Source organism: Caballeronia sp. GACF4, assembly GCF_023631025.1.
GTDB lineage: Bacteria > Pseudomonadota > Gammaproteobacteria > Burkholderiales > Burkholderiaceae > Caballeronia.
On the sequence record NZ_JALQDW010000002.1, the window covers coordinates 520,316 to 541,469 of the forward strand.

Consider the following 21,154-nt stretch of genomic DNA (forward strand, 5'->3'; position numbering starts at 1 on the left):
AATGCCGCCTCGTCGACGGAGTTTTACCCGCGCGGCCGCTAGTTGACGTCAGATGTTTCTAGTAAGGTTCTGACAGGACGCCATTGCTTGCGCGAGCGAAGTTCTGGGCGAGTGTTGGAAAAACGCAGCATCCACTGATTGACATGTCCCAACTCAAAAGTTTTTTCGGCGCCGCCTTTGCTGCCGCGCTGCTCGTCTCGGTTCACGCGCAGGCGCAAAGCAGCGCCACCGGACCCATTGCCACGTCGGCGGGCGCGCTCAATTTTCTGCGCGACGAATCGGGCTTCGCCGCCGTGCTCGGCACCGATACCTTCGACCGCTTCGACGCCAAGCGCGTCGTGCATTTCGACCAGACGGGCGCATCCGACACGCTCACGCGCTCGCTCGTGCAGACCGACGTCGGTCCCGTGCTTTACGACTTTCGTCACAAGCCGCCGCTCGTGCAGCGCATCGGCAAGAGGCTCGTCGTCAAACGCGTGTTCTGGCAAGGCGAGGAAGTCGTCATGCAGACGTCGTCCGGCTGGTACGGCTATCAGCGCGGGACATTGACCAAGCTGCAATCGTCGACGTCGACATATCACTGACTCAGTTGCGCACGTTGAAGACGCGTTCGCCCGCCACGACATAAACCGCTTCGCCGCGCACGTCGCCGTTGACCTCGAAACCGCCAGTGAACGCGCCGAACGCGGGCAGCACGCCCGAGCGTTGGCCGAAGCGAAAGCACGGCAGCCGCACGCTGTCGGCACGCGTCGCGAGCCGGTACACAGGGTGTTCATGTCCGGCGAGCGCGTAGGCATCGTCCACGGTTTGCGGATGATGACAAAGCGCCCACGGTCCCAGCCGATACGGCTCCTTCACGAGTTCCACGCCGAACGCTTCGGGCAGCGCGCCCGCGTGCTTGTCGTGATTGCCTTCGACCAGCACGAGCCGCATTTGCCGATGCCGCATGCGCCACGCATGTAGCGCCGTAAGCGTTTCATCGGCATGCGACTCGCGCGCATGGAGCAGATCGCCGAGAAACACGATCGCTTCAGGTTTATGCGTGGCGACGAGCGTATCGAGCCGCATCAGGCTTTCCGCCGTCGTGCCGACTGGCACTGGAATGCCGCGCGCGCGAAACACGGCGTCCTTGCCGAAGTGGGCGTCGGCGATGAAGAGCGTCATTAGAATGGGATCGAAGGCCGCGCGCTCCGCCGAAAGCAGGAGCGCGTGACCGTTCACGTCGACCGTCAGTGCTTCAATTGCCATTTGCATCCTATGCTTGCGCTGCTTTTTCCAGATCGGCAAGCATACGCTCCACGCGGTCCGACAGCTTTTCGGTACTCACCTTTTCACGCAGACGCGCGATGATCAGCGGAAACGCAAAGGGCGTCGGCTTCTTCGGATGCGTGAGCGCGAGACGGCTTTCGCTCATGCGTTGCAGCGCGGCGCGGATGCGGCCGAGTTCGAGTTCCTGCAACATGACTTCCTGATCGGCCTGCGTGAGCAGCAGATTGCCGCTGTCGTGCTTGCGGAACACTTCGTAGAAAAGCCCGCTCGACGCCTGCAATTGCCGCGCGCTTTTCTGCTGCCCCGGATGCCCTTGATAAATCAGCCCCGACACGCGCGCAATTTCCCGGAAGCGCCGCGCCGACAATTCAGAGGCATTGAGGCTCGCGAGAATGTCGTGCTCGAGATTTTCCGCCGAGAAAAGCCCTTCCTCGATGAGCGTCTCCCAGTCGAACGGCCGCGCCGACAGCAGTTCGAAGCCGTAATCGTTCATCGAAATGGAAAAGGTGCTGGGCTGATCGCGCGCGACGCGCCAGCCGATGAGCGAGCCCAACCCGATGTGCGCCATGCGCCCGGCGAATGGATAACAAAAGAAGTGATGTCCTTCGCGCGACCGCACGCTTTCGACGACCAGCACGCCCGGTCCCGGCAGCGCGGACCATTTCGCCTGCAAGTCGAGCAGCGGTTGCACGGCGCGCATTTCGGGTTCGTCGTAGATGCCGTCGTTGGCGCGCGCGAGCATGACGAGCGCGGCTTCCGAGAGCTCGGACGAGAGCGGCATCTTGCTGCCGGCCCATTGCGGCATCGCGCCGCGCGAGGAGGTCGCGCGTTTCACGTAGGCGGTCATGTCGCGCACGCGCACGAGTTCGAGCGCGCGGCCGCCGAAGGTGAAGACATCGCCCGGTTTCAGGCGCGAGATGAACGATTCTTCCATCGCGCCGATCCGTCCGCCCGTCATGTAGGCCACGCTGATGGTCGCATTGGCGACGATGGTCCCGACATTATTTCGATGCCTGCGCACGAGGTCCTCGCGCGGCACGCGATACACGCCGTCGTCGCCATGAACGACGCGGTGATAATCCGGATACGCCGAAAGCGAAGTGCCGCCGCGTTCGACGAAGGCGAGCGCCCAGTCGAATTCGGCCTGCGTGAGATCGCGATACGCATACGCCGTGCGTACTTCGTCGAACATGTCGGCGGGCGTGAAGCCGCCGCCTATCGCCACGGTCACGAGATGCTGCACGAGGACATCGAGCGGCTTGAGCGGCATGTCTCGTCCTTCGATACGCCGCTCGCCGATGGCCCAGCGCGCCGCAGCCGCCTCCACGAGTTCGAGCGCATGCGTCGGCACGATGGTCACGCGCGACACACGCCCCGGCGCGTGTCCCGAACGTCCGGCGCGCTGCATGAGACGCGCGACGCCTTTGGGCGAGCCGATCTGAAACACGCGAGCCACCGGCAGAAAATCGACGCCGAGATCGAGACTCGACGTGCAGACGACGGCTTTCAGCTGCCCGTTCTTCAGACCGAGTTCGACCCAGTCGCGCACTTCCTTGTCGAGCGAACCGTGATGCAGCGCGATGAGCCCGGCCCACTCCGGCTTCAACTCCAGAAGCGCGCGATACCAGATCTCGGATTGCGAGCGGGTATTGGTGAAGACGAGCGAGCTTTGCGCGTGCTCGATTTCATCGGCGACGGGTCCGACCTGGCGCACGCCGAGATGGCCGCCCCACGGAAAGCGCTCGATGGTCTCGGGAATCAGCGTGTCGACGACGAGCGTTTTCGGCTGCGCGCCGCGCACGATGACGCGTGGCGTGCGCACGGGATGCAGCAGCGCGTCGTGCGCGAGCGCGAGATTGCCGAGCGTGGCGGAGAGACCCCAGATTTGCACCTCGGGACGCCAGCGCGCGAGGCGGGCGAACGCGAGTTGCGTCTGCGTACCGCGTTTGTTGCCGAGCAGTTCATGCCATTCGTCGACCACGACGAGCCGCACGTGCGCGAGTTCTTCGCGCGCGTTGGCGCGCGTGAGCATGAGCGTGAGGCTTTCCGGCGTGGTGACGAGCGCGGAAGGCATGCGGCGGTTCTGACGCGAGCGTTCCGTGGATGACGTATCGCCCGTGCGCAAGCCGACGGTCCACGGCACCGAGAGCGCCGTCACCGCCGTTTGCAAGGCGCGGGCGGAATCGGCGGCGAGGGCGCGCATCGGCGTGATCCACAGCACGGTGAGCGGCGCGGGGAGGGGCGTTTTGTCGGTGATGGCGGCAACGCGGTCGGCGGTCTTTGCAGTGGATTGCGCGCTGTCCTCCGGGTCCGCAACAGCAAGCGCGCGGCTTTGCTCGTCGAGCCGGGAATTGCCAGCGGTCTTGCCTTTACGCTTCGCGCCCGCTTTGGGCTTCGGCGGTCCCGCGTACGCCGCAAGCGCCCCGAGCCACACGGCCCATGTTTTGCCCGCGCCCGTGGTCGCATGCAATAAGCCGCTCGCGCCTCGTTCGATCTCACGCCAGACTTCCCGCTGAAACTCGAACGGCTGCCAGCCGCGCGAATCGAACCAGCGCGTGATGCGTTCGTCCATCGGCTTCGCGGCTTCCTGCGCGTCGTATTCAAATGGCGCGGGTTTGAATAGCTCGGCGGCGGCATCGAGCTTGGCCTGCGCCGCCTGCGTGCGCGGCACGCGACGCGGACGCGGCGCACGGCGCCTGGATCGCGCCGACGTGTCGGGCGTGTCGGGCGTATCGATACCGTCCGCATCGTCGAGTTCACTCATGCCGATGCTCCGCGCGAGCTTCTCATGCCACCGCCTCGTTCAAAAACCCCTTGAGCATGTCGAGCGTATCGGCGTCCTCGATAGTCTTGTCGGTCCGCCAGCGCAGCATGCGCGGAAAGCGCACCGCGATGCCCGATTTGTGGCGTGGACTCGCCTGAATGCCCTCGAAGCCGATCTCGAACACGAGCGTCGGCGTGACGCTGCGCACCGGACCGAATTTTTCGATGGTCGTCTTGCGCACGATTGCATCGACCTTGCGCATTTCCTCGTCGGTCAAGCCGGAATAGGCCTTGGCGAACGGCACCAGCGTGCGCACGCCGTCCGCTTCGTCCCAGACCGCGAAGGTGAAATCCGTGTAGAGGCTCGCGCGCCGGCCATGGCCGCGCTGGGCGTAGAGCAGGACGGCGTCGATGGCGTAGGGATCGATCTTCCACTTCCACCAGGTGCCCGACGCCTTGGTGCGGCCGACGCCATACATCGACATGCGCTCTTTCAGCATGAGCCCTTCGACACCGCGCGCGCGGCTTTCGCCGCGCAAGCCGGCGAGCGTCTCCCAATTGGGCGCCACCACGAGCGGCGACACGCGCAAGACATCCACCGCGAGCGATGCCGCCAGCGCATCCAGCTTCGCACGACGCGTTTCCAAAGGCTCGGTGCGCAGGTCGCGGCCATCGGCTTCGAGCAGATCGTAGGCGAGCATCGCGGCGGGAGAATCGGCGAGCACTTTCTTCGTCAGCGACTTGCGCGTGATGCGCGGCTGCAGACGCGCGAACGGCAGCGGTGCGTCCGCGCCCGGTTCCCACGCGAGAATCTCGCCGTCGATCACGGTGCCGTCGGGCAGTGCGGCGCCAAGCGCGGCAAGCTCCGGAAAGCGCTCCGTGACGAGATCCTCGCCGCGCGACCAGATCCACACGCGGCCCGCGCGCTTGACGATCTGCGCGCGAATGCCGTCCCACTTCCATTCGGCGATCCAGTCCGATGGCGCGCCGAGCGTCGCCGGATCGATTTGCAACGGATGCGCGAGAAAGAAGGGAAACGGCAGGCCGATATCGCTTTCGTGCGGGGTATCGACGTCATCGCCTTCGGCTGTCGGCGCGATCAGCCGAAGATAACGCGCCGCGCTCGGGCTTTGGCGCGAATCGGTCCAGCCGACCATGCGTTGCGCGATGCGCTTGTGATCGACGCCCGCCACTTGCGCGAGCGCGCGCACGACGAGTTGCCGCGCGACGCCCACACGAAAACCGCCGCCGATCAGCTTGGTGAGCAGGAAGCGCTCGCCCCAGTTGAGTTCGTCCCAGTAACCGAGCAGCCGCTCGCGCAACTCCGCCGGCGACACGCCACGCAAGGTCAGCACGCGCTCCTCGATCCATTGAGCAAGCCCGAGTTCCGATTCGCGCGAGGCGGGCGGGAGCACGTGCGCAATCGTCTCCGCGAGATCGCCGACGGCCTGATACGACTCCTCGAAGAGCCAATCCGGCAGACCCGCGCGTTCGCGGGCGAGTTCGGTCAAGAGGCGCGTCGGCACCGACTGGCGCGGTTTGCCGCCTGCAAGGAAGTACGACGCCCACGCCGCGTCTTCGGCCGCGGCGCCCGAGAAGTAGGCGATCAGCGCTTCGAGCTTCTCGTTCGTCGATGTGGTGGCGTCGAGCGCCGTATAGAGCGTCGCGAAGCGTTTCATTGCGGCGCGGTCTCGGCTGACGCGTCGGTCGCGGCTGGCGCAGAGACTTCGGCGGGCGCATCGGCGGCATCGGCTTCGATGGCGTCGTCGCCGTATTCGGTCGTGAACGCGCCTGCTTCGAGACCTTGCTCGGTGAGCCAGCGCACCATCGGCTCGATCTGTCCGTGCGTGACGATCACGCGTTCCGCGCCCGTCGCGCCTATCGCGAGTTGCAGGCCCGGCCAGTCCGCATGGTCGGACAACACGAAGCCGCGGTCCACGCCCTTGCGCCGCCGCGTGCCGCGCAGACGCATCCAGCCGGACGCGAAGGCATCGCTGTAATCGCCGAAGCGGCGCATCCACGTGCTGCCTTGCGCGGATGGCGGCGCGACGATCAGCGCGCCCTTGAACTTGGCCTTGTCGCGCGCGGCGATTTCACTGACGAGGCGCGTCGGCGGCAGGTCGACACCCGCATCGCGATAGGCGCGATTCAGCGGCTCGACCGCGCCATGACAGAAGATCGGCCCGATACTCCTGTCGATGCCCGCGAGCACATGCTGCGCCTTGCCGAACGAATAGCAGAAGAGCACGGAAGCGCGGCCTTCGGCGGCGTTATGCCGCCACCATGCATCGACGCCATCGAACACGGCCTTGGACGGTTCCCATCGATAGATCGGCAAGCCGAAGGTCGATTCCGTGATGAAGGTATCGCAGCGCACGGGCTCGAAGGGCGCGCACGTGGGATCGGGCTCGACCTTGTAGTCGCCGGATGCGACCCACACGCGGCCGCCGTGCTCCACGCGCACTTGCGCCGAGCCGAGCACATGTCCGGCGGGATGCAGCGAGACCGTCACGCCGTTCACGTCGACGCTCTCGCCATAAGGCAGACCTTGAACGTCGATGCCCGGAAGGCGCGACTGCAACACGCCCAGCCCTGCTTCGGCGGTGAGATAGCGCGCGTGTCCGAAGCGTGCGTGGTCCGCATGCGCATGTGTGATCACGGCGCGTTCGACCGGTCGCCACGGGTCGATATAGAAGCGGCCCGGCGGGCAAAACAGCCCTTCGGGCCGCGCGACGATCAGGTCGTAAGAGGTGTCCACGAGACGTTGAGGCATGCAGCTTGCCAATAGTGTTCGATTCCGACCACAAAAGCACGCCACGTGCCCGTCATGGTGCTTTCACGATTAACCGCTAGGGTGTAAAAGTTTAAACTGACTCATCTATCGCCGCTTCATCTCGCGATACGCGCGCACGGGGCGCGCGCCGCTCGTCTTTTTGGTGCCGAACATGGATACGATCGTAGCGCCGACCGCCGCAGAAGCGGTCTGGATCGTCAGGCTGCAAGGCCATCCTCAGTACGACTTCGTGCGCCTGAAACGGGTCTTCAACGACCCGGGTTCCCGCCATCAGGTCGTACTCGTCGATGTCAGGAAACTGCTCGAATGCGCCAATCGCGACGACACCGACTACGTGCTCAAGGCCGTCACCGACTGGCACGCGGGCAAGGTACGCGGTATCCGCGAGTTTCTCGACCCGGACAATCCGCGTGTGCCGGAGATGCCTTACGTGACCATCAGCGTGCGCCGCTCGTCGGGTTTTCTCGGCTTGCTGGGCGTGCATCGTGAGGGTGTGATCGCGTTTCGCAACGGGCAGCATCGCGCGCGCTATCTGGCTCATGCGGGCGCGCTTTGCATGCCGGTGGAAGTGCACGAGCGCGAAGCGGCCATGCTGCTTGCCATGTGCGCCGCGCCCGGCGAAGCGAGCGCGGAATACGGCGATATGTGATTGCGCCGGTCAGGCGGCGGGGGCATCGACCAGATTACGTGGCGTGCCGTTCGCCCATGCGATGAGGTTGCCGAGCGTGGTCGATGCAATCTCGATCAACGCCTCGCGCGTAAAAAACGCCTGATGCGCGGTAATGATGACGTTCGGAAACGTGAGGAGACGCGCGAGCACGTCGTCCTGAAGCAAGTGGTCCGAATGGTCTTCGAAGAAAAGACCGCCTTCTTCCTCGTAGACATCCAGTCCGAGATGCGCTAACTGGCCGCTCTTCAGCGCGCCGATCAACGCATTGCTTTCCACGAGCCCGCCGCGTCCGGTATTGATGAGCATGGCGCCGCGCTTCATGCTTGCGAGCGCGCGTTCGTCGATCATGTGATAGGTCGCGGGCAGGAGCGGACAGTGCAGCGAGACGACATCGGAGTTCGCGAGCAGTTCGTCCAGAGCGACATAGCGCGCGCCGCGTTCGAGCAGGTCCGTGGCTGGCGGTCCTGGATCGTAGGCGAGCACCTGCATGCCGAAGCCCGCCATGATCTTGCCGAACGTGCGCCCGATGATACCCGTGCCGACCACGCCGACGGTCTTGCCATACAGATCGAAGCCGAGCAGGCCCTTGAGCGAGAAATCGCCTTCGCGCGTGCGCGCCACCGCGCGATGCAGCCGGCGATTGAGCGTGAGGATCATGCCGGCCGCGTGTTCCGCCACCGCATGCGGCGAATACGCGGGAACGCGCGTGACGGCGATGCCAAGGCGCTTGGCCGCATGCAGATCGACATGATTGAAGCCCGCCGAGCGCAATGCGACCAGACGCGTGCCGCCTGCGTGGAGCTTTTCGAGTACGGCGGCGTCGACGAGATCGTTGACGAATGGGCAGACGGCCGTGAAACCTTGCGCAAGGATGGCCGTCTGCGCGTCGAGATGAGCTTCGCGAAAATCGAGCTCGACGCCGAACGATTCGTTAGCCTGACAAAACGTATCGGCGTCGTACTGACGGCTGCTAAAGAGAATGAGGCGATGGGAATGGGCGCTCGACATGTTTCGTCACAGGCAAGAATCGACGCGTACCGGCCTGTGAGATAAGCCGCACGCCTTTGGGGTTAGTGGTGGGTCGCCGAGGTGACGGCAGGCGTCACGCCTGCGCCCGGTGCGGGTTTGAAGGCGGGGGGCGTCGGCCGATAGATTTCATCTGGCTTGGACGATGCCGAGGTCACTTCCTGAGTGAGCCTTTCAAGCGCGTAGTCGATGAAAAAGCGCGTCTTGGCAGGCAGATATTGACGTCCCGGATAGACGATCGACACTTTCATCTCCGGGTCGTCGATGGTGTACTCGGGCAAGAGCCGCACGAGCGTGCCGTCTGCGATATCCCGGTTGACGATGCCTTCGGGCAGGATCGAAAAGCCCATGTCACGCATCGTCGCAAGGCGCACCATCAGCGCACTGTTGACCGAGTAGACGGGAGCGAGGGCAACTTGGTCCGCTGCTCCATGGCGGTGCCGGAAATGCCAGGAAGAGCTTCGTATCTCGCTGGGTAGCCCAACGGACGGCATGGACTGTAGATCGGTTGGCGTGGCGGGCGTGCCGTGTTCAGCGAGATACGCGGGCGTGGCAACGGGCACGAGCGCGTTATTGCCGACGGGACGTTCGACGAGCGCGGTGCTCGACACCATGAACGCGGTGACGATTCCCACGTCATAGCCGTCTTCGACGAGATCGACGTGACGTTCGGCGAGCGTCAGGCGCACATTGACTTTCGGATAAAGCTTTCTGAATCCGTCGATTAACGGAGTAAGGGTTAGGAGTGAAAGCGCGCTCGATGCCACCACGCGCAAAGTGCCGCTAGGTTCGCCTTCGGTATGGGTAACTGCCGACTCAAGATGATCCAGTTCTTCCAGCAGAGCCCGACAGCCTTCGAGATAGCGTGTGCCGGCTTCCGTGAGAGAAAGATTTCGCGTGGTCCGGTTAATCAAACGCGTTCGCAAATGCGCTTCGAGCATGGCAATTGCCCGTGTCACCAAGGCATTTGAGACGTCTAGTTGCTGGGCGGCTCGTCTGAAGCTTTCGGTATCGGCTACCCGAACGAAAACTCGCATTGCATGGATCTGATTCATTGTGCAGCCCTCAGGTTGTACAGCGATGGAGTGAGTTAGGCGCATCCAAAGATACGGCCGTTCACTTTTGTTGACCCTCGTTTTGTTCTTTAAACGGATAATATTGACAGGACGAAAGAAATGCAATATTTAATTTTTTAAGGTAAATAGAGTAATTGCGCACGTGACGGGTTTTATTTCGGTTTTTCGTAGACGCACGGACTTGATGGTTGATTTTTATACGAATCTGCTCCTGAAGGTGCGATATCGCACGGAACCGCGCTTATGCTTGCCGGCAAAGCCATAACGAAGTCGTATGAAGTATTGTGTGGATACTAAAAAGCAGCATTTTAATTAACCGTGAGATTAGTAGTGGGTTTATGTTAAGAAACGTATCTCCGCTTTGCTGAATTGGATAAAATCCAATCGGGATTTTCCCGGCTTGAGAGCTAATAAATAAACCCGAGGTTCTGTCGACAATCAACCGGATCTACACCAACCATGCTGTGGACTCTGTTAAAGGCGCAACCGGAAATAGCCCTCTTCGCGAGTCTCGCGATCGGTTTTTTTATTGGGTCTTTCAAACTCGGGCCGATTCAGCTGGGCGGCGTTTGCGGCACGCTTATCGTCGCGCTGATTCTCGGGCAAAGCGGCGCGCGAATTTCCCCCGATCTGAAAAATATCGCTTTCGCGCTTTTTATCTTTGCGCTCGGATTCACGGGCGGCCCGCAGTTTTTCGCGAATGTCGGACGCGGCTGGCGCTACGGCATCCTCTCACTCGTGGAAGTCGTGGTGGTGGTGGCGCTCGTGCTCCTGAGCGTGCGCCTGCTCAGGCTCGATCCAGGCACGGCGGCGGGACTTCTGGCCGGCGGCGCCACCGAATCGGCCGTGATCGGCACGGCGTCCGAGGCCATCGGGCGGCTTGGGCTTCCGGCCGCGGAAATCGCGCGCTTGCAGGCGAATATCGTGACCGCGTACAGCGTGAGCTACCTGTTCGGGCTTGTCACGATCGTGCTCTTTTCGAGCCAGTTCGCGCCGCTCATCCTGCGCGTTAATCTGCGCGATGAAGCCGAGCGCGTGTGGCGCAAGCTCGGTGGCGACGGCGCGCTGTCCGAAGGGCAGACGCTTGCCGCGCCGCCTCTCGCCGGACGCGAACTAAAAGTGACGGCGGGCGCGGGCCAGTCCATCGGCGATCTTGAAAAGCGCTTCGGCAACAACATCAGCGTGCAGCGCGTGTTGCGCGACCGCTCGGTCATCAAGGCGCAGCCGTCGGTCATCTTGAAGGCGAACGACCGCGTGATGGTCGGCGGCCGCCGCGAGGCGATCGTCGAGGCACTGCCCGCCATCGGCGAGGAAGTGTTCGGCGGCGGCGTCTCGGATGTCTACGTCGAGAAAGTCGATGTCATGCTCACAGCGCGCGCGCTGCACGGCCTCACGCTTGCCCAGGCGCGCGCCCGCGCCGCGCCGGGCGAAGGGCGCGGCGTCTTCGTCGCGGCCGTGACGCGACTGGACAGCACCATTCCCGCGTTGCCCGGCACGCAACTGCATCGCGGCGATGTGCTGACGCTCGTCGGCAACAAGGAAGATGTCGCGCGCGGCGCGTCGAAGCTCGGCTACATCATCCGCGCGACCCAAAAAACCGACTTCGTGTATCTCGGGCTCGGCGTGATCGCGGGCATCGCGATCGGGCGGTTTTCTGCGCGTGTCGGCGGCATCGACATCACGCTCGGCACGGGCGGCGGTTGTCTTCTCGCGGGTCTTCTGTTCGGCTGGATTCGTTCGCGCTATCCGGTGATCGGCTCGTTGCCATCCGCTGCCGCGCAGATTCTCAAGGACTTCGGGCTGTGCACCTTCATCGCGGCGGTGGGCTTGTCGGCGGGCGCGGACGCGCTGCGGCTGATTCGCGAATTCGGTATCGCGCTGCCGCTTGCGGGCATCGTCATCACGCTGGGGCCCGCGCTCGCGTCGCTTTTTATCGGCAGGATGCTGCTCAAGCTCGAAGTGCCGATGCTGCTCGGCGCGATCGCCGGCCAGCAGTGCAGCACGCCCGCCATCAGCGCGCTCGTCGGCGTGACGGGCAACGCGACGCCCGTGATCGGCTACACCATCACCTATGCGATCTCGAACGTGCTGCTGCCGCTGCTCGGGCCGCTCGTCGTCGGGCTGGCAAGCAAGCTCGGCTGAAGGGGACATCGACATGGAATGGCTGCACCTCGTCTTTCAGAAGTCGCCCGAAACGGCGCTCTTTCTTTCGCTCGCGGCGGGTTATCTCATCGGCCAGGTCAACTTCGGCAAGTTCCAGCTGGGCGGCGTGGGCGGCTCGCTGCTCGCGGCGGTGGCGATCAGCCAGATCGGCGTGCAGATCGACAATGGCGTGAAGGCGGTGATGTTCGCCGTGTTCATCTATGCGGTCGGCTACGACTCCGGGCCGCAGTTCTTCAATTCGCTCAATCGCAAGACGCTGCGCGAAATCGCGATGGCCGTGTTTCTGGCCGTCTCCGCGCTCGTCACGGTGATCGTCTGCGCGAAGGTCTTCGGATTGAACAAGGGACTCGCGGCCGGACTCGCGGGCGGGGCGCTGACGCAATCGGCGATCATCGGCACGGCGGGCGACGCCATCGCGCGGCTCGGCTTGCCGGCCGCCGAAGCGAAGGCGCTCCAGTCCGATGTCGCCATTGCCTATGCCGTGACTTACGTCTTCGGCTCGCTCGGCGCGATCATCGTCTGCGTGAACATTCTGCCGAAGTTCATGGGACAGAGCCTGAAGGAAGCATCCGTCGATGCCGAGCGGCAGCTTGCGGGCGGCGGCGCATCCGGGCCCGCGGCGGGCCAGGTTTCCGCGTTGCCCGCGCTCGTCGGGCGGGCGTTTCGCGTGACGGCGGCAAGCGGCGCGGCGGGCCGCACGGTGGCCGACCTCGAAATGGCCGAAGCGGACATGATCACCATCGAGCGCATCCGGCGCGGCGGCAAGGCGCTCGAAGCGCGTCCCGACGTCATGCTCGCGGCAGGCGATATCGTGCTCGTCGTCGGACGGCGCGAAGTAATGGTGAGCGCGGCGGCGCAACTCGGCGAGGAAGTCGCGGACACCGACGGCATCAGCGTCGTCATGCAGAAGCGTCAGGGCGTATTCACCAAGCGCGGCATGAACCACACGACGATCGCCGCGCTGCGCGCGACCGTGGATCGCGACATGCGGCACGGCGTCTATATCCAGGAGATTTCGCGCGCCGGTTCGCCTATGCCCGTGTTGCCGGAGACGCGCCTCGAACATGGCGATGTGATCACCGTCTACGGTTCGCCGCAAGACACGAAGCGCGCCGTCGATGCCGCCGGTTACGAGCTTCCCTTTACCGACAAGACCGACTTCATCTACATGGGCGTGGGTATCGTGCTGGGACTGCTGATCGGGCTGATCGTGGTGCGCGTGGGTGGCATACCGATCACGCTCGGCTCGGGCGGCGGCTGTCTGCTCACGGGCCTTCTGTTCGGCTGGATGCGCGGCAAGCATCCGATGTATGGCGTCATGCCGCCCGCCGCATCGCAATTGCTGAAGGACTTCGGGCTGGCCGCGTTCGTCGCGGTGGTCGGCCTGAACTCGGGCTTGCAGGCGGTCGTGACGGTGAAGCAAAGCGGCGTGACCATCTTTCTGCTCGGCGTATTCGTCACGCTGTTTCCGCTTCTTCTCACGATGCTGTTCGGCCGATATGTCCTCCGTTACGACAACGCGGCGGTTTTCGCGGGCGCGCTGTCGGGGTCGCGCAGTGCGAATCCGGCGTTCGGCGGCGTGCTCGACAAGGCGGAAAGCCCGGTGCCGACGGCTGCGTTCGCCGTCACCTACGCGCTTGCGAACGTGCTCCTGACCTTGCTCGGGCCGCTCGTCGTCGGACTGGTCTAGCGAAGACCTGGAGTGCTCCTTGCGACATAATCGGCCTTCAGCACAAGGAGGCTTTCCATGGCGAACACACTGCCAACCGTCACGTTGCCGAACGGCGAAACCATTCCAAAGCTCGGCCAGGGAACCTGGGAGATGGGCGAACGCCCGAACACCCGCAAGACCGAGATCGCCGCATTGCGCGAGGGCGTGGAACTCGGCATGACGCTCATCGATACCGCCGAAATGTACGGCGATGGCGAAAGCGAAAAGCTGATCGCCGAAGCGCTCGGCGACCGGCGCGAGGACTTGTTCATCGTCAGCAAGGTGTATCCGCATAACGGCAATGAACGCGGCGTGCAGAGCGCGTGCGAGCGCAGCCTGAAGCGGCTGGCGACGGACCGCATCGATCTTTACTTGCTGCACTGGCGCGGCGGCGAGGATCTGGAAGGCGTGATCGCGGGCTTCGAAAAGCTCAGGCGCGATGGCAAGATTCGCCACTGGGGCGTGAGCAACTTCGACACCGACGACATGGAAGAACTTTTTTCGCTCGATCACGGCGATGCCTGCGCAACCGATCAGATTCTCTATAACGTCGCGCGTCGTGGACCCGAATTCGACCTGCTGCCGTGGTTGCGCGAGCGCCGCATTCCGGCGATGGCGTATAGCCCCGTCGATCACGCGCGTCTACCGAAGGGCGGGGCGCTGGAGAAGATCGCGGCGGCGCGCGGTGTTTCGGCGTTTCAGGTCGCGCTCGCGTGGGTGCTGCAACAGCCGCAAGTCTTCGCGATTCCTAAAGCCGCGGATATTGCGCATATCCGCGAGAATCGCGCGGCGCTCGACCTTGCGTTGTCGGCGGATGAACTGGCGGATATCGATCAGCAGTTCAAGCCGCCAAAAGCGAAGCGCGGGTTGGAGATGCTTTGAGCGGGCTCAAGTGCAAAGCACGTGCAAGTCACGTGCAAGCGTGATGCAAATGCACCGACCCCAGCACCGCCACTTCAGCCGGCGTGCGCTTGAGATCAGCTTCGTTCACCTGTTTCGCATCGGTGAGGAAGTCATCGACGATCGATGACACCGACGTATCCGTCAGGCACAGCGACACGCGCTTGGTGTCGCCATCCTGCAGCGACGCGCGTTGCGACAGGAACAGCACGCCGTACTGATAACCCCGCACGATGCCGCGCACGGCGCCCACGCACTGACCTTGCGCGGTGTTGTCGCCCTTCTGGGCGCATTGCTGCGCGAGCGAATAAGCAGTGAAGCTCTGGTCGATGGCGGCAGGCGCCGCCGTCTGCGCGTGAGCGGCGGCCGAACCGAAGGCACAAGCTGCGGCGAGAGCGAGCGAGAGAGTGGGTTTCATCGATTGAATCCTCGTTGTTTTGAGAGTGAACCGATGAGAGGCGCAAACACGCACTTTGGTTCCGGGCGCGCGGCGCTTAAGTCACCTTTTCGGGACTTTGCAGCGCGCGCAGCTCCTCGACCGGAATATGACAGTGAATGGCATGACCGTGCCCCGCATCGCGGCAAGGCGGAACCTCGCGTTCGCAGATGTCGCCGATCTTGCGCTGACAGCGCGTGTGGAACACGCATCCCGAAGGCGGATTCGCCGCGCTAGGCAACTCGCCCGACAAGCGAATGCGCTCGCTTTGCACGGGCGCGCTTTCGAGCGCGGGCACCGACGAGAGCAATGCTTCGGTGTACGGATGCTGCGGCCCCGTGAAGACATCCGCCGCGCGGCCGATCTCCATGATGCGCCCGAGATACAGCACCGCAATCCGATCCGACAAATAGCGCACGACGTGCAGATCGTGCGAGATAAACACGTAGCTCACACGCCGTTCGCGCTGCAAGTCCGCCAGCAGATTGAGGATGGCGGCCTGCACGGAGACATCGAGCGCGGAAGTCGGCTCGTCGCAGACGACGACGCGCGGATCGCCCGCAAAAGCACGCGCGATCGCCACGCGTTGCTTCAACCCGCCGGACAACTGGCGCGTGCGCGAGCCGAGATAGCGCTCCGGCAGACGCACGGCTTCGGTCAGCGATTGCAGGCGCTTTTCCTTCGCTTCGCCACGCAGCGACGCGAGTTTCGACAGCGAACGCGCAATCAGCCGGCGCACCGAATGCGCGCGATTGAGCGCCGAATCCGGGTTCTGAAACACGATCTGCAGCGACTTCACCTGCTCGTCGCTGCGCCGCGTGACGCGTTCGGGCAGATGCTGGCCGTCGAGTTCGAGCGTCGCGCCCTTGTCCGGCGAGACGAGGCCCAGCAGCAGCTTGGCGAGCGTGGTTTTGCCGCTGCCCGATTCGCCGACCAGTCCGAGTGTTTCGCCTTGCACGAGGTCGAGCGAGACATCGTGAACGGCGCGCACTTCTTCATCGCCGACATGGAAGGTTTTGGACAGGTTGCGTGCGGTGAGCGCGAGCGTCGGTTGCGCTCGATGATCGAGTGGAGGCGCGGCGGGCGTTTCGTCGGTCGAACGCGGCAGCATTTCCGCGCGTTCGTGATAGTGACAGCGCGCCATCTGATCGCCGTGCGCCGCACTCATCCGATACGGCGGCGGCGCTTCCTTCAGACACCGTTCGTCGGCGAGCTTGCAGCGCGCGGCGAAGATGCACCCTTGCGTCACCGATCCCGGCAGCGGCAACGAACCGGGAATGGTGTCGAGCCGGCCATTTTCCTTGCTGCGGCCACTCGTCGGCAGACAGCGCAACAGGCCCACGGTGTATGGATGGCGCGGCTTTGCGAAGACATCGGCGGTTGCGCCTTCCTCGACGAGCTTGCCCGCATACAGCACGCCGACGCGCTCGCACATGCGCCCAATCACCGCGAGATTGTGGCTGATGAACAGCACGGCGGTGCCGAGTTCCTCACGCAATTGCGCAATGAGATCGAGCACTTCGGCTTCGACGGTGGCATCGAGACCGGTGGTGGGTTCATCGAGAATCAGCAGTTCGGGATTGCAGGCAAGCGCCATGGCGATCACCACGCGCTGCTGCATGCCGCCCGACAGTTGATGCGGGTAGCTTTCCATCACCCGTTCGGGCGATGCAATACGCACACGTCGCAGCATCTCCACCGTGCGCTCGAGCGCGTCGCTTTCAGAAGCGCCCGAAGCCTCGAAGGCTTCGGACACTTGCCGCGCGACGGTCAGCGACGGATTCAACGCGCGCCCCGGGTCCTGATAGACCATGGAGACGGCATCGGCGCGCATTTCGCGCAGGGCGTCGGCGGACAGCGCGGAGACATCGCGCCCGGCTATCGAGATGCGGCCTGACTTTACGCGGCCGTTCTTCGGCAAGTAGCGCAGCACCGCGAGCGCCGCCGTCGACTTGCCGCAGCCGGATTCGCCGACGAGTCCGTACGCTTCGCCACGCCGCACGCGCAAGGAGACGTCCTGCAGCACTTCGCGCTCGCGTCCGCGCGAACGGTAGGCCACCGTCAGTCCGACGATGGTGAGCGCGTCGGTCGCTTCGCCCTTGGCGGCGCCGAACGTGGGAAATGCCGATGGCGGCGGTCCGTTCATCGGTCGAGCACTCCTTGCACGGCATCCGCGACGAGGTTGACAGCGACGACGAGCGAGGCAATGGCGGCGGCATCGAACACGACCGTCCACCACGCGCCGCCCGCCATCAGCGTATAGCTTTCGGACAACGCGAGTCCCCAGTCGGCGGACGGCGGCTGAATGCCGAATCCCAGGAACGATAGCGTCGCGACCGCGAAGATCGCGTAGCCGAGCCGCACGGTGGCTTCGACGATGATCGGCGGCAGCACGTTCGGCAGAATCTCCGCGAACATGATGTAAAGCGCGTTCTCGCCGCGCAACTGCGCCGCCATCACGTAGTCGAGATGGCGTTCGCCCAGCACGGCGGCGCGTACCGTGCGCGCGGTGATCGGCGCGAAGGTCAGGCCGATCACGATAATCACCGTCGTATTGCTCGCGCCCACGGCGGCCAGCGCCAGCAGCGCGACGATGACGAGCGGCAGCGCGAGAAGAGCGTCGATCGCGCGGCCGACGACGGCATCAACCCAGCCGTCGAAGTAGCCGACCACGAGGCCGATGGCCGTGCCCGCCGCCGTGCCGATGAGTGTCGCCAGCGGCGCGATGGTGAGAATGTCGCGCGACCCGACGATCACGCGCGCGAACACGTCGCGGCCGAGCTGATCGGTGCCGAACCAGTGATCGCCGGAAGGCGGCGCGAGCGAGTTCAAGGGATCGGAAGCGTAGGGATCGATCGGCACGGCATGCTGACCGAACAAGGCGCACAGCACCCAGAAGAGCAGGATCGACACGCCGACGACGAAGGTCGCCGAGCGCAACAGCGCGAAAAGCGCCTCGAAGCGCTTCGGTTTGACGGGAGCGAGGGCTTGCGTGCTCATCGCCCATCTCCCGACGAATCCGCCGTGCGCAGACGCGGATTCAGCACGACGTAAAGCGCATCCGCGATCAGATTCGCCGCCGTGTAGATCACGCCGATGCTGAGTACGCCTGCTTCGAGCATCGGGAAGTCCTTGGCCTTCGCCGCGTTGTAGATCAGCGAGCCGATGCCCTGATAGTGGAAGAGCGTCTCCACGACGACCAGCCCGCCGATCATGTAGCCGAGCTGCGTCGCGGCAACCGTCACGGTTGGCAGAAGCGCATTGCGCAGCACGTGCCGCCAGATCACGATACGGCGCGGCAAGCCCTTGAGGATTGCGGTGCGCGTGTAGTCGGCATCGAGCGCTTCGACGGTGCCCGCGCGCGCCATCCGCGCGATATAGCCGAAGAACACGAAGACGAGCGGCAGCACCGGCAAAATCAGATGCTGCAATTGCGTGAGAATGCCGGCATCGGCGCTGACGCTTGCTTCTATCGGCAGCCATTGCAGCCACACGCCGAAGATGAGGATCAGCACGATGGACGAGACGAATTCCGGCACGACCGTCAACGTGAGTCCGCCAATGCTGATGATCCGGTCGATCCAGCGCCCCGCGTGCAGCGCCGCATACACGCCGCCTGCAATGCCGAGCGGCACCACGACGATGAACGCCAGCGCGCCGAGCTTCGCCGAATTCCACAGCGCCTCGCCGATAAACGGTGCAACCGGCGCGCGAAACGCATACGACTCGCCCATGTCGCCGCGCAGGAAATGCGTGATCCACGCCGAATATTGCGTGAGAAGCGGCCGGTCCACGCCGAGCTGATGATTCAGCGCGGCGACAGCGCGCGCATCCGCGAGCGGGCCGAGAATGGCGCGGCCGACATCGCCCGGCAGCAACTGGCCGCCGGCGAAGATGATCATCGACAAGAGCCAGAGTGTGACGAGCGCGAGCAGCACGCGCACGCCGACGAAGCGCAACACGCGGCGTGCTTTCGCGCCGCCGTTGCGCGCCGGCCCGATGCGGGTCGAGGGCGTGATCGTGCTCATCCTCGCGAACCTCCTTTAAGCCGCCGACACCGTCGCCCGGTCGAACCACATCTGCGAAATCGCATTGAAGCGCACGCCCGAAACATTGGCGCGCGTGACGATCAGCTGGTCGTAGAAGTACGGGATGATCACGGGCGTTTCATCGAGCAACAGACGCTGAATGTCGCCCGACACTTTCTTCTGCGATGCCACGTCGAGCGAGGCCACGAACTGCGCGACGAGTTTGTCGTAAGCGGGATTCTTGAAGTGCGCCGCGTTCCAGGTGCCGTCGCTCGTGAGCGGCGCGTTGAGGAACACGTTCGGCACGCCGCGATGCCCGTAGTCCGTGATGCCGAGCGGCGAATCCAGCCAGTCCGACTTGCCGAACGTGCCCGAGCCGTAATACAGATCCTGACTTTCGACCTTCAGCGTGATGCGGATGCCCACGGCCTTGGCCGCGTTCTGCACGACGACCGCGAGGTCAGGAATTTCCATGTACTTTTCGGTCGTGAGCGTGATGTCGAAGCCGTTCGCCACGCCTGCCTCGCCGAGCAGTTGCTTGGCCTTCGCAACATCGAGATGGCGCTGCGGCACGGAAAGATCGCTCGACGGAAACACGGGCGCAAACGGGCTGTCGTTGCCGACCGTCGCGCGGCCCTTGAACAACCCTTTCACGATGACTTCGCGATTGATCGCCAGTGCCAGCGCCTGGCGCACGCGCTTGTCCTTGAACGGGCCGGTGTCGCAGCGCATGTGAATCTGCCGATGCGAGCTCGACTTCGCGCCCAGCACCTTGAACTGCGAGTTGCTCAGGATCGAGACGCCGCCTTGCACGGTGAAGTCGCCCATGACGTCGGCCTGGCGGCCTTGCATGGCGAGAAGCTGCGCCTGATGGTCCGCATAGAACGAGAAGTTCACGCGGTCCGGCAGCGCTTTCGCGCCCCAGTAGTCGAGATTGCGCACGAACGACGCGCCCACTTTCGGCGTGTACTTTTCGAGCTTGAACGCGCCCGTGCCCATGAAGGTCTTCTCGTACGAACCCGTGAAATTCGCCGGGAGAATGACGGCGTTGTAGTTGTCGGACGAAACGTAGTAGGGGAAATTGCCGTTGGGCGCGTCCAGATGAAACTCGACGGTGTGATCGTCGATGGCCTTTGCGGAATCCTTCGACAGCACGCCTTTCAGAACCGAGAGCGCGGCCGAACCGGCGTTCGGATCGGCCAGGCGGTTGAAGGTCGCGGCCACGTCCTTGGCGGTCATGGTCTGGCCGTCGTGGAACTTCACGTTCTGGCGCAGTTTGAAAGTCCAGACATCGCCCTTCGCATTCGACGACCACGACAGCGCGAGCGCGGGATTGAGCGCGAGCTTTTCGCTGTCGTCGTCGATCAGGAATTCGCCTGTCTGATTGATGAGCGCGAGACCCGAGGCATCGGTGACGGTGAGCGGATCGACGGCGCCCGCGGGCGTCAGATGCGCCACGCGAATCGTGCCGCCCGGCTTGGCCGCGGCCTGAGCGCGAGCGTTCGTCGCGCCGAGTCCAAGCAAGCCGCCAGCCGAAAGCGCGATACCCAGCACGCTCGCATGACGCAATAACTCGCGGCGCGTAAGCCGGCCTGCCTTGAATTCGTCGATCGCATGATTACCCAGGTCGCCCGCATGAGTGCGCGCTGCGTCGAGGTGATGTGCGTCGGTCGAGGATTTCTTCATCGGTGGTCGTTCCGTATGCGGGTTGTCGTTATGCGTTCGGCCACGCGAAAAGCGTTGCCGCGTCGTTTCGAGGAAGCAAGGAACGGGCCGCATGCCAAGGCGTGCGGCCGGTATGTCAATGATCGTGCGGATGCTTGTGGATCGGGTCGACCCAGAAGACTTCCTCGGGCGCTTCCACGGCATCGATATTCAGGTTCACGACGACGGCTTCGTTGTCGCTGCGCACGAGCACGCATTCGAGCGGATCGTCGGTGCTCGCGTTGATTTCCTGATGCGGCACGTAAGGCGGCACGAAGATGAAGTCGCCCGGACCGGCTTCGGCGGTGAATTCGAGGTGTTCGCCCCAGCGCATGCGCGCCTGTCCGCGCACGACGTAGATCACGCTTTCGAGCGCGCCATGATGATGCGCGCCGGTCTTGGCATTCGGATGGATCGTGACCGTGCCCGCCCAGATTTTCTGCGCACCGACGCGCGCTGCATTGATCGCGGCCGCGCGGTTCATGCCCGGCGTCTGCGCGGTGTTGGTGTCGAGCTGGTCGCCCTTGATGACCTTGACGCCGTGCTCGCGCCAATCGGTGTGATGTGCGTCGCTCATAGTGGTCGTGATGGTCGTGGTGATCGCGTCGGGTTTG

17 protein-coding genes are annotated in these 21,154 nt (G+C 64.0%); 5 read left to right on the forward strand and 12 right to left on the reverse strand.

Annotation, left to right across the window (positions count from 1 at the left end; translation table 11 throughout):
* The first annotated feature begins 143 nt into the window (after positions 1–143).
* The gene (locus NCR40_RS02460) at positions 144–584 is read left to right on the forward strand and encodes a hypothetical protein (protein WP_250463406.1); all 441 of its coding nucleotides are present in this window, start codon (positions 144–146) and stop codon (positions 582–584) included.
* Position 585: 1 nt separating this feature from the next.
* On the opposite strand, the gene pdeM is transcribed toward NCR40_RS02460, so the two are convergent.
* Genes pdeM through NCR40_RS02480 form a run of 4 tightly spaced genes read right to left on the reverse strand, consistent with a single transcriptional unit; the run spans position 586 to position 6,805 of the window.
* Positions 586–1,248 carry a ligase-associated DNA damage response endonuclease PdeM gene (pdeM, locus tag NCR40_RS02465; protein ID WP_244827191.1) on the reverse strand — a complete coding sequence of 221 codons (663 nt, stop codon included), beginning with the start codon at positions 1,246–1,248 and terminating at the stop codon, positions 586–588.
* Positions 1,249–1,255: 7 nt separating this feature from the next.
* Complete coding sequence (locus tag NCR40_RS02470; RefSeq protein WP_250508632.1) at positions 1,256–4,033, reverse strand: ligase-associated DNA damage response DEXH box helicase; 2,778 nt, start codon at positions 4,031–4,033, stop codon at positions 1,256–1,258.
* A 22-nt stretch (positions 4,034–4,055) separates the two neighbouring features.
* On the reverse strand, positions 4,056–5,711 hold the full coding sequence (locus tag NCR40_RS02475) for an ATP-dependent DNA ligase (RefSeq protein WP_250508633.1): 1,656 nt from the start codon (positions 5,709–5,711) through the stop codon (positions 4,056–4,058).
* Positions 5,708–6,805, reverse strand: a complete 1,098-nt coding sequence (locus NCR40_RS02480) for a ligase-associated DNA damage response exonuclease (protein ID WP_250508634.1) — start codon at positions 6,803–6,805, stop codon at positions 5,708–5,710. The genes NCR40_RS02475 and NCR40_RS02480 overlap by 4 nt, the downstream gene beginning before the upstream one ends.
* A gap of 172 nt (positions 6,806–6,977) precedes the next feature.
* Here NCR40_RS02480 and NCR40_RS02485 point away from each other — a divergent pair, with 172 nt between their 5' ends.
* Positions 6,978–7,475, forward strand: a complete 498-nt coding sequence (locus tag NCR40_RS02485; protein WP_244827195.1) for a plasmid fertility inhibition factor family protein — start codon at positions 6,978–6,980, stop codon at positions 7,473–7,475.
* 9 nt (positions 7,476–7,484) lie between these two features.
* On the opposite strand, the gene NCR40_RS02490 is transcribed toward NCR40_RS02485, so the two are convergent.
* Both NCR40_RS02490 and NCR40_RS02495 read right to left on the reverse strand, forming a co-directional pair.
* On the reverse strand, positions 7,485–8,504 hold the full coding sequence (locus tag NCR40_RS02490) for a 2-hydroxyacid dehydrogenase (RefSeq protein ID WP_250508635.1): 1,020 nt from the start codon (positions 8,502–8,504) through the stop codon (positions 7,485–7,487).
* A 62-nt stretch (positions 8,505–8,566) separates the two neighbouring features.
* Entirely contained in the window at positions 8,567–9,577 is a 1,011-nt protein-coding gene (locus NCR40_RS02495) for a LysR family transcriptional regulator (RefSeq protein ID WP_250491978.1), read from the reverse strand.
* A gap of 480 nt (positions 9,578–10,057) precedes the next feature.
* On the opposite strand from NCR40_RS02495, the gene aspT (NCR40_RS02500) reads away from it, so the two are divergent.
* Genes aspT (NCR40_RS02500) through NCR40_RS02510 form a run of 3 tightly spaced genes read left to right on the forward strand, consistent with a single transcriptional unit; the run spans position 10,058 to position 14,354 of the window.
* Entirely contained in the window at positions 10,058–11,740 is a 1,683-nt protein-coding gene (gene aspT / locus NCR40_RS02500; protein ID WP_250508637.1) for an aspartate-alanine antiporter, read from the forward strand.
* 13 nt (positions 11,741–11,753) lie between these two features.
* On the forward strand, positions 11,754–13,451 hold the full coding sequence (aspT, locus tag NCR40_RS02505) for an aspartate-alanine antiporter (protein WP_250508638.1): 1,698 nt from the start codon (positions 11,754–11,756) through the stop codon (positions 13,449–13,451).
* Positions 13,452–13,508: 57 nt separating this feature from the next.
* Complete coding sequence (locus NCR40_RS02510) at positions 13,509–14,354, forward strand: aldo/keto reductase (RefSeq protein ID WP_250508639.1); 846 nt, start codon at positions 13,509–13,511, stop codon at positions 14,352–14,354.
* Between the two features lie 28 nt (positions 14,355–14,382).
* Here NCR40_RS02510 and NCR40_RS02515 read toward each other — a convergent pair whose 3' ends face one another.
* The 6 genes from NCR40_RS02515 to NCR40_RS02540 all read right to left on the reverse strand — a co-directional run bounded on the left by NCR40_RS02515 (position 14,383) and on the right by NCR40_RS02540 (position 21,117).
* Positions 14,383–14,790 carry a hypothetical protein gene (locus NCR40_RS02515; RefSeq protein WP_250491885.1) on the reverse strand — a complete coding sequence of 136 codons (408 nt, stop codon included), beginning with the start codon at positions 14,788–14,790 and terminating at the stop codon, positions 14,383–14,385.
* Between the two features lie 76 nt (positions 14,791–14,866).
* Positions 14,867–16,954: an ABC transporter ATP-binding protein gene (locus NCR40_RS02520; RefSeq protein ID WP_250508640.1), complete on the reverse strand. Its 2,088-nt coding sequence runs from the start codon at positions 16,952–16,954 to the stop codon at positions 14,867–14,869.
* Positions 16,951–17,808: an ABC transporter permease gene (locus NCR40_RS02525; protein ID WP_244827202.1), complete on the reverse strand. Its 858-nt coding sequence runs from the start codon at positions 17,806–17,808 to the stop codon at positions 16,951–16,953. The genes NCR40_RS02520 and NCR40_RS02525 overlap by 4 nt, the downstream gene beginning before the upstream one ends.
* Positions 17,805–18,836: an ABC transporter permease gene (locus NCR40_RS02530; protein WP_250508641.1), complete on the reverse strand. Its 1,032-nt coding sequence runs from the start codon at positions 18,834–18,836 to the stop codon at positions 17,805–17,807. Before NCR40_RS02530 ends, NCR40_RS02525 begins: the two co-directional genes overlap by 4 nt.
* A 15-nt stretch (positions 18,837–18,851) precedes the next feature.
* Complete coding sequence (locus tag NCR40_RS02535; RefSeq protein ID WP_250508642.1) at positions 18,852–20,522, reverse strand: ABC transporter substrate-binding protein; 1,671 nt, start codon at positions 20,520–20,522, stop codon at positions 18,852–18,854.
* A 115-nt stretch (positions 20,523–20,637) separates the two neighbouring features.
* Positions 20,638–21,117 (reverse strand): cupin domain-containing protein, encoded by a 480-nt coding sequence (locus NCR40_RS02540; protein ID WP_244827205.1) that lies wholly within the window; start codon positions 21,115–21,117, stop codon positions 20,638–20,640.
* Positions 21,118–21,154 lie beyond the last annotated feature (37 nt).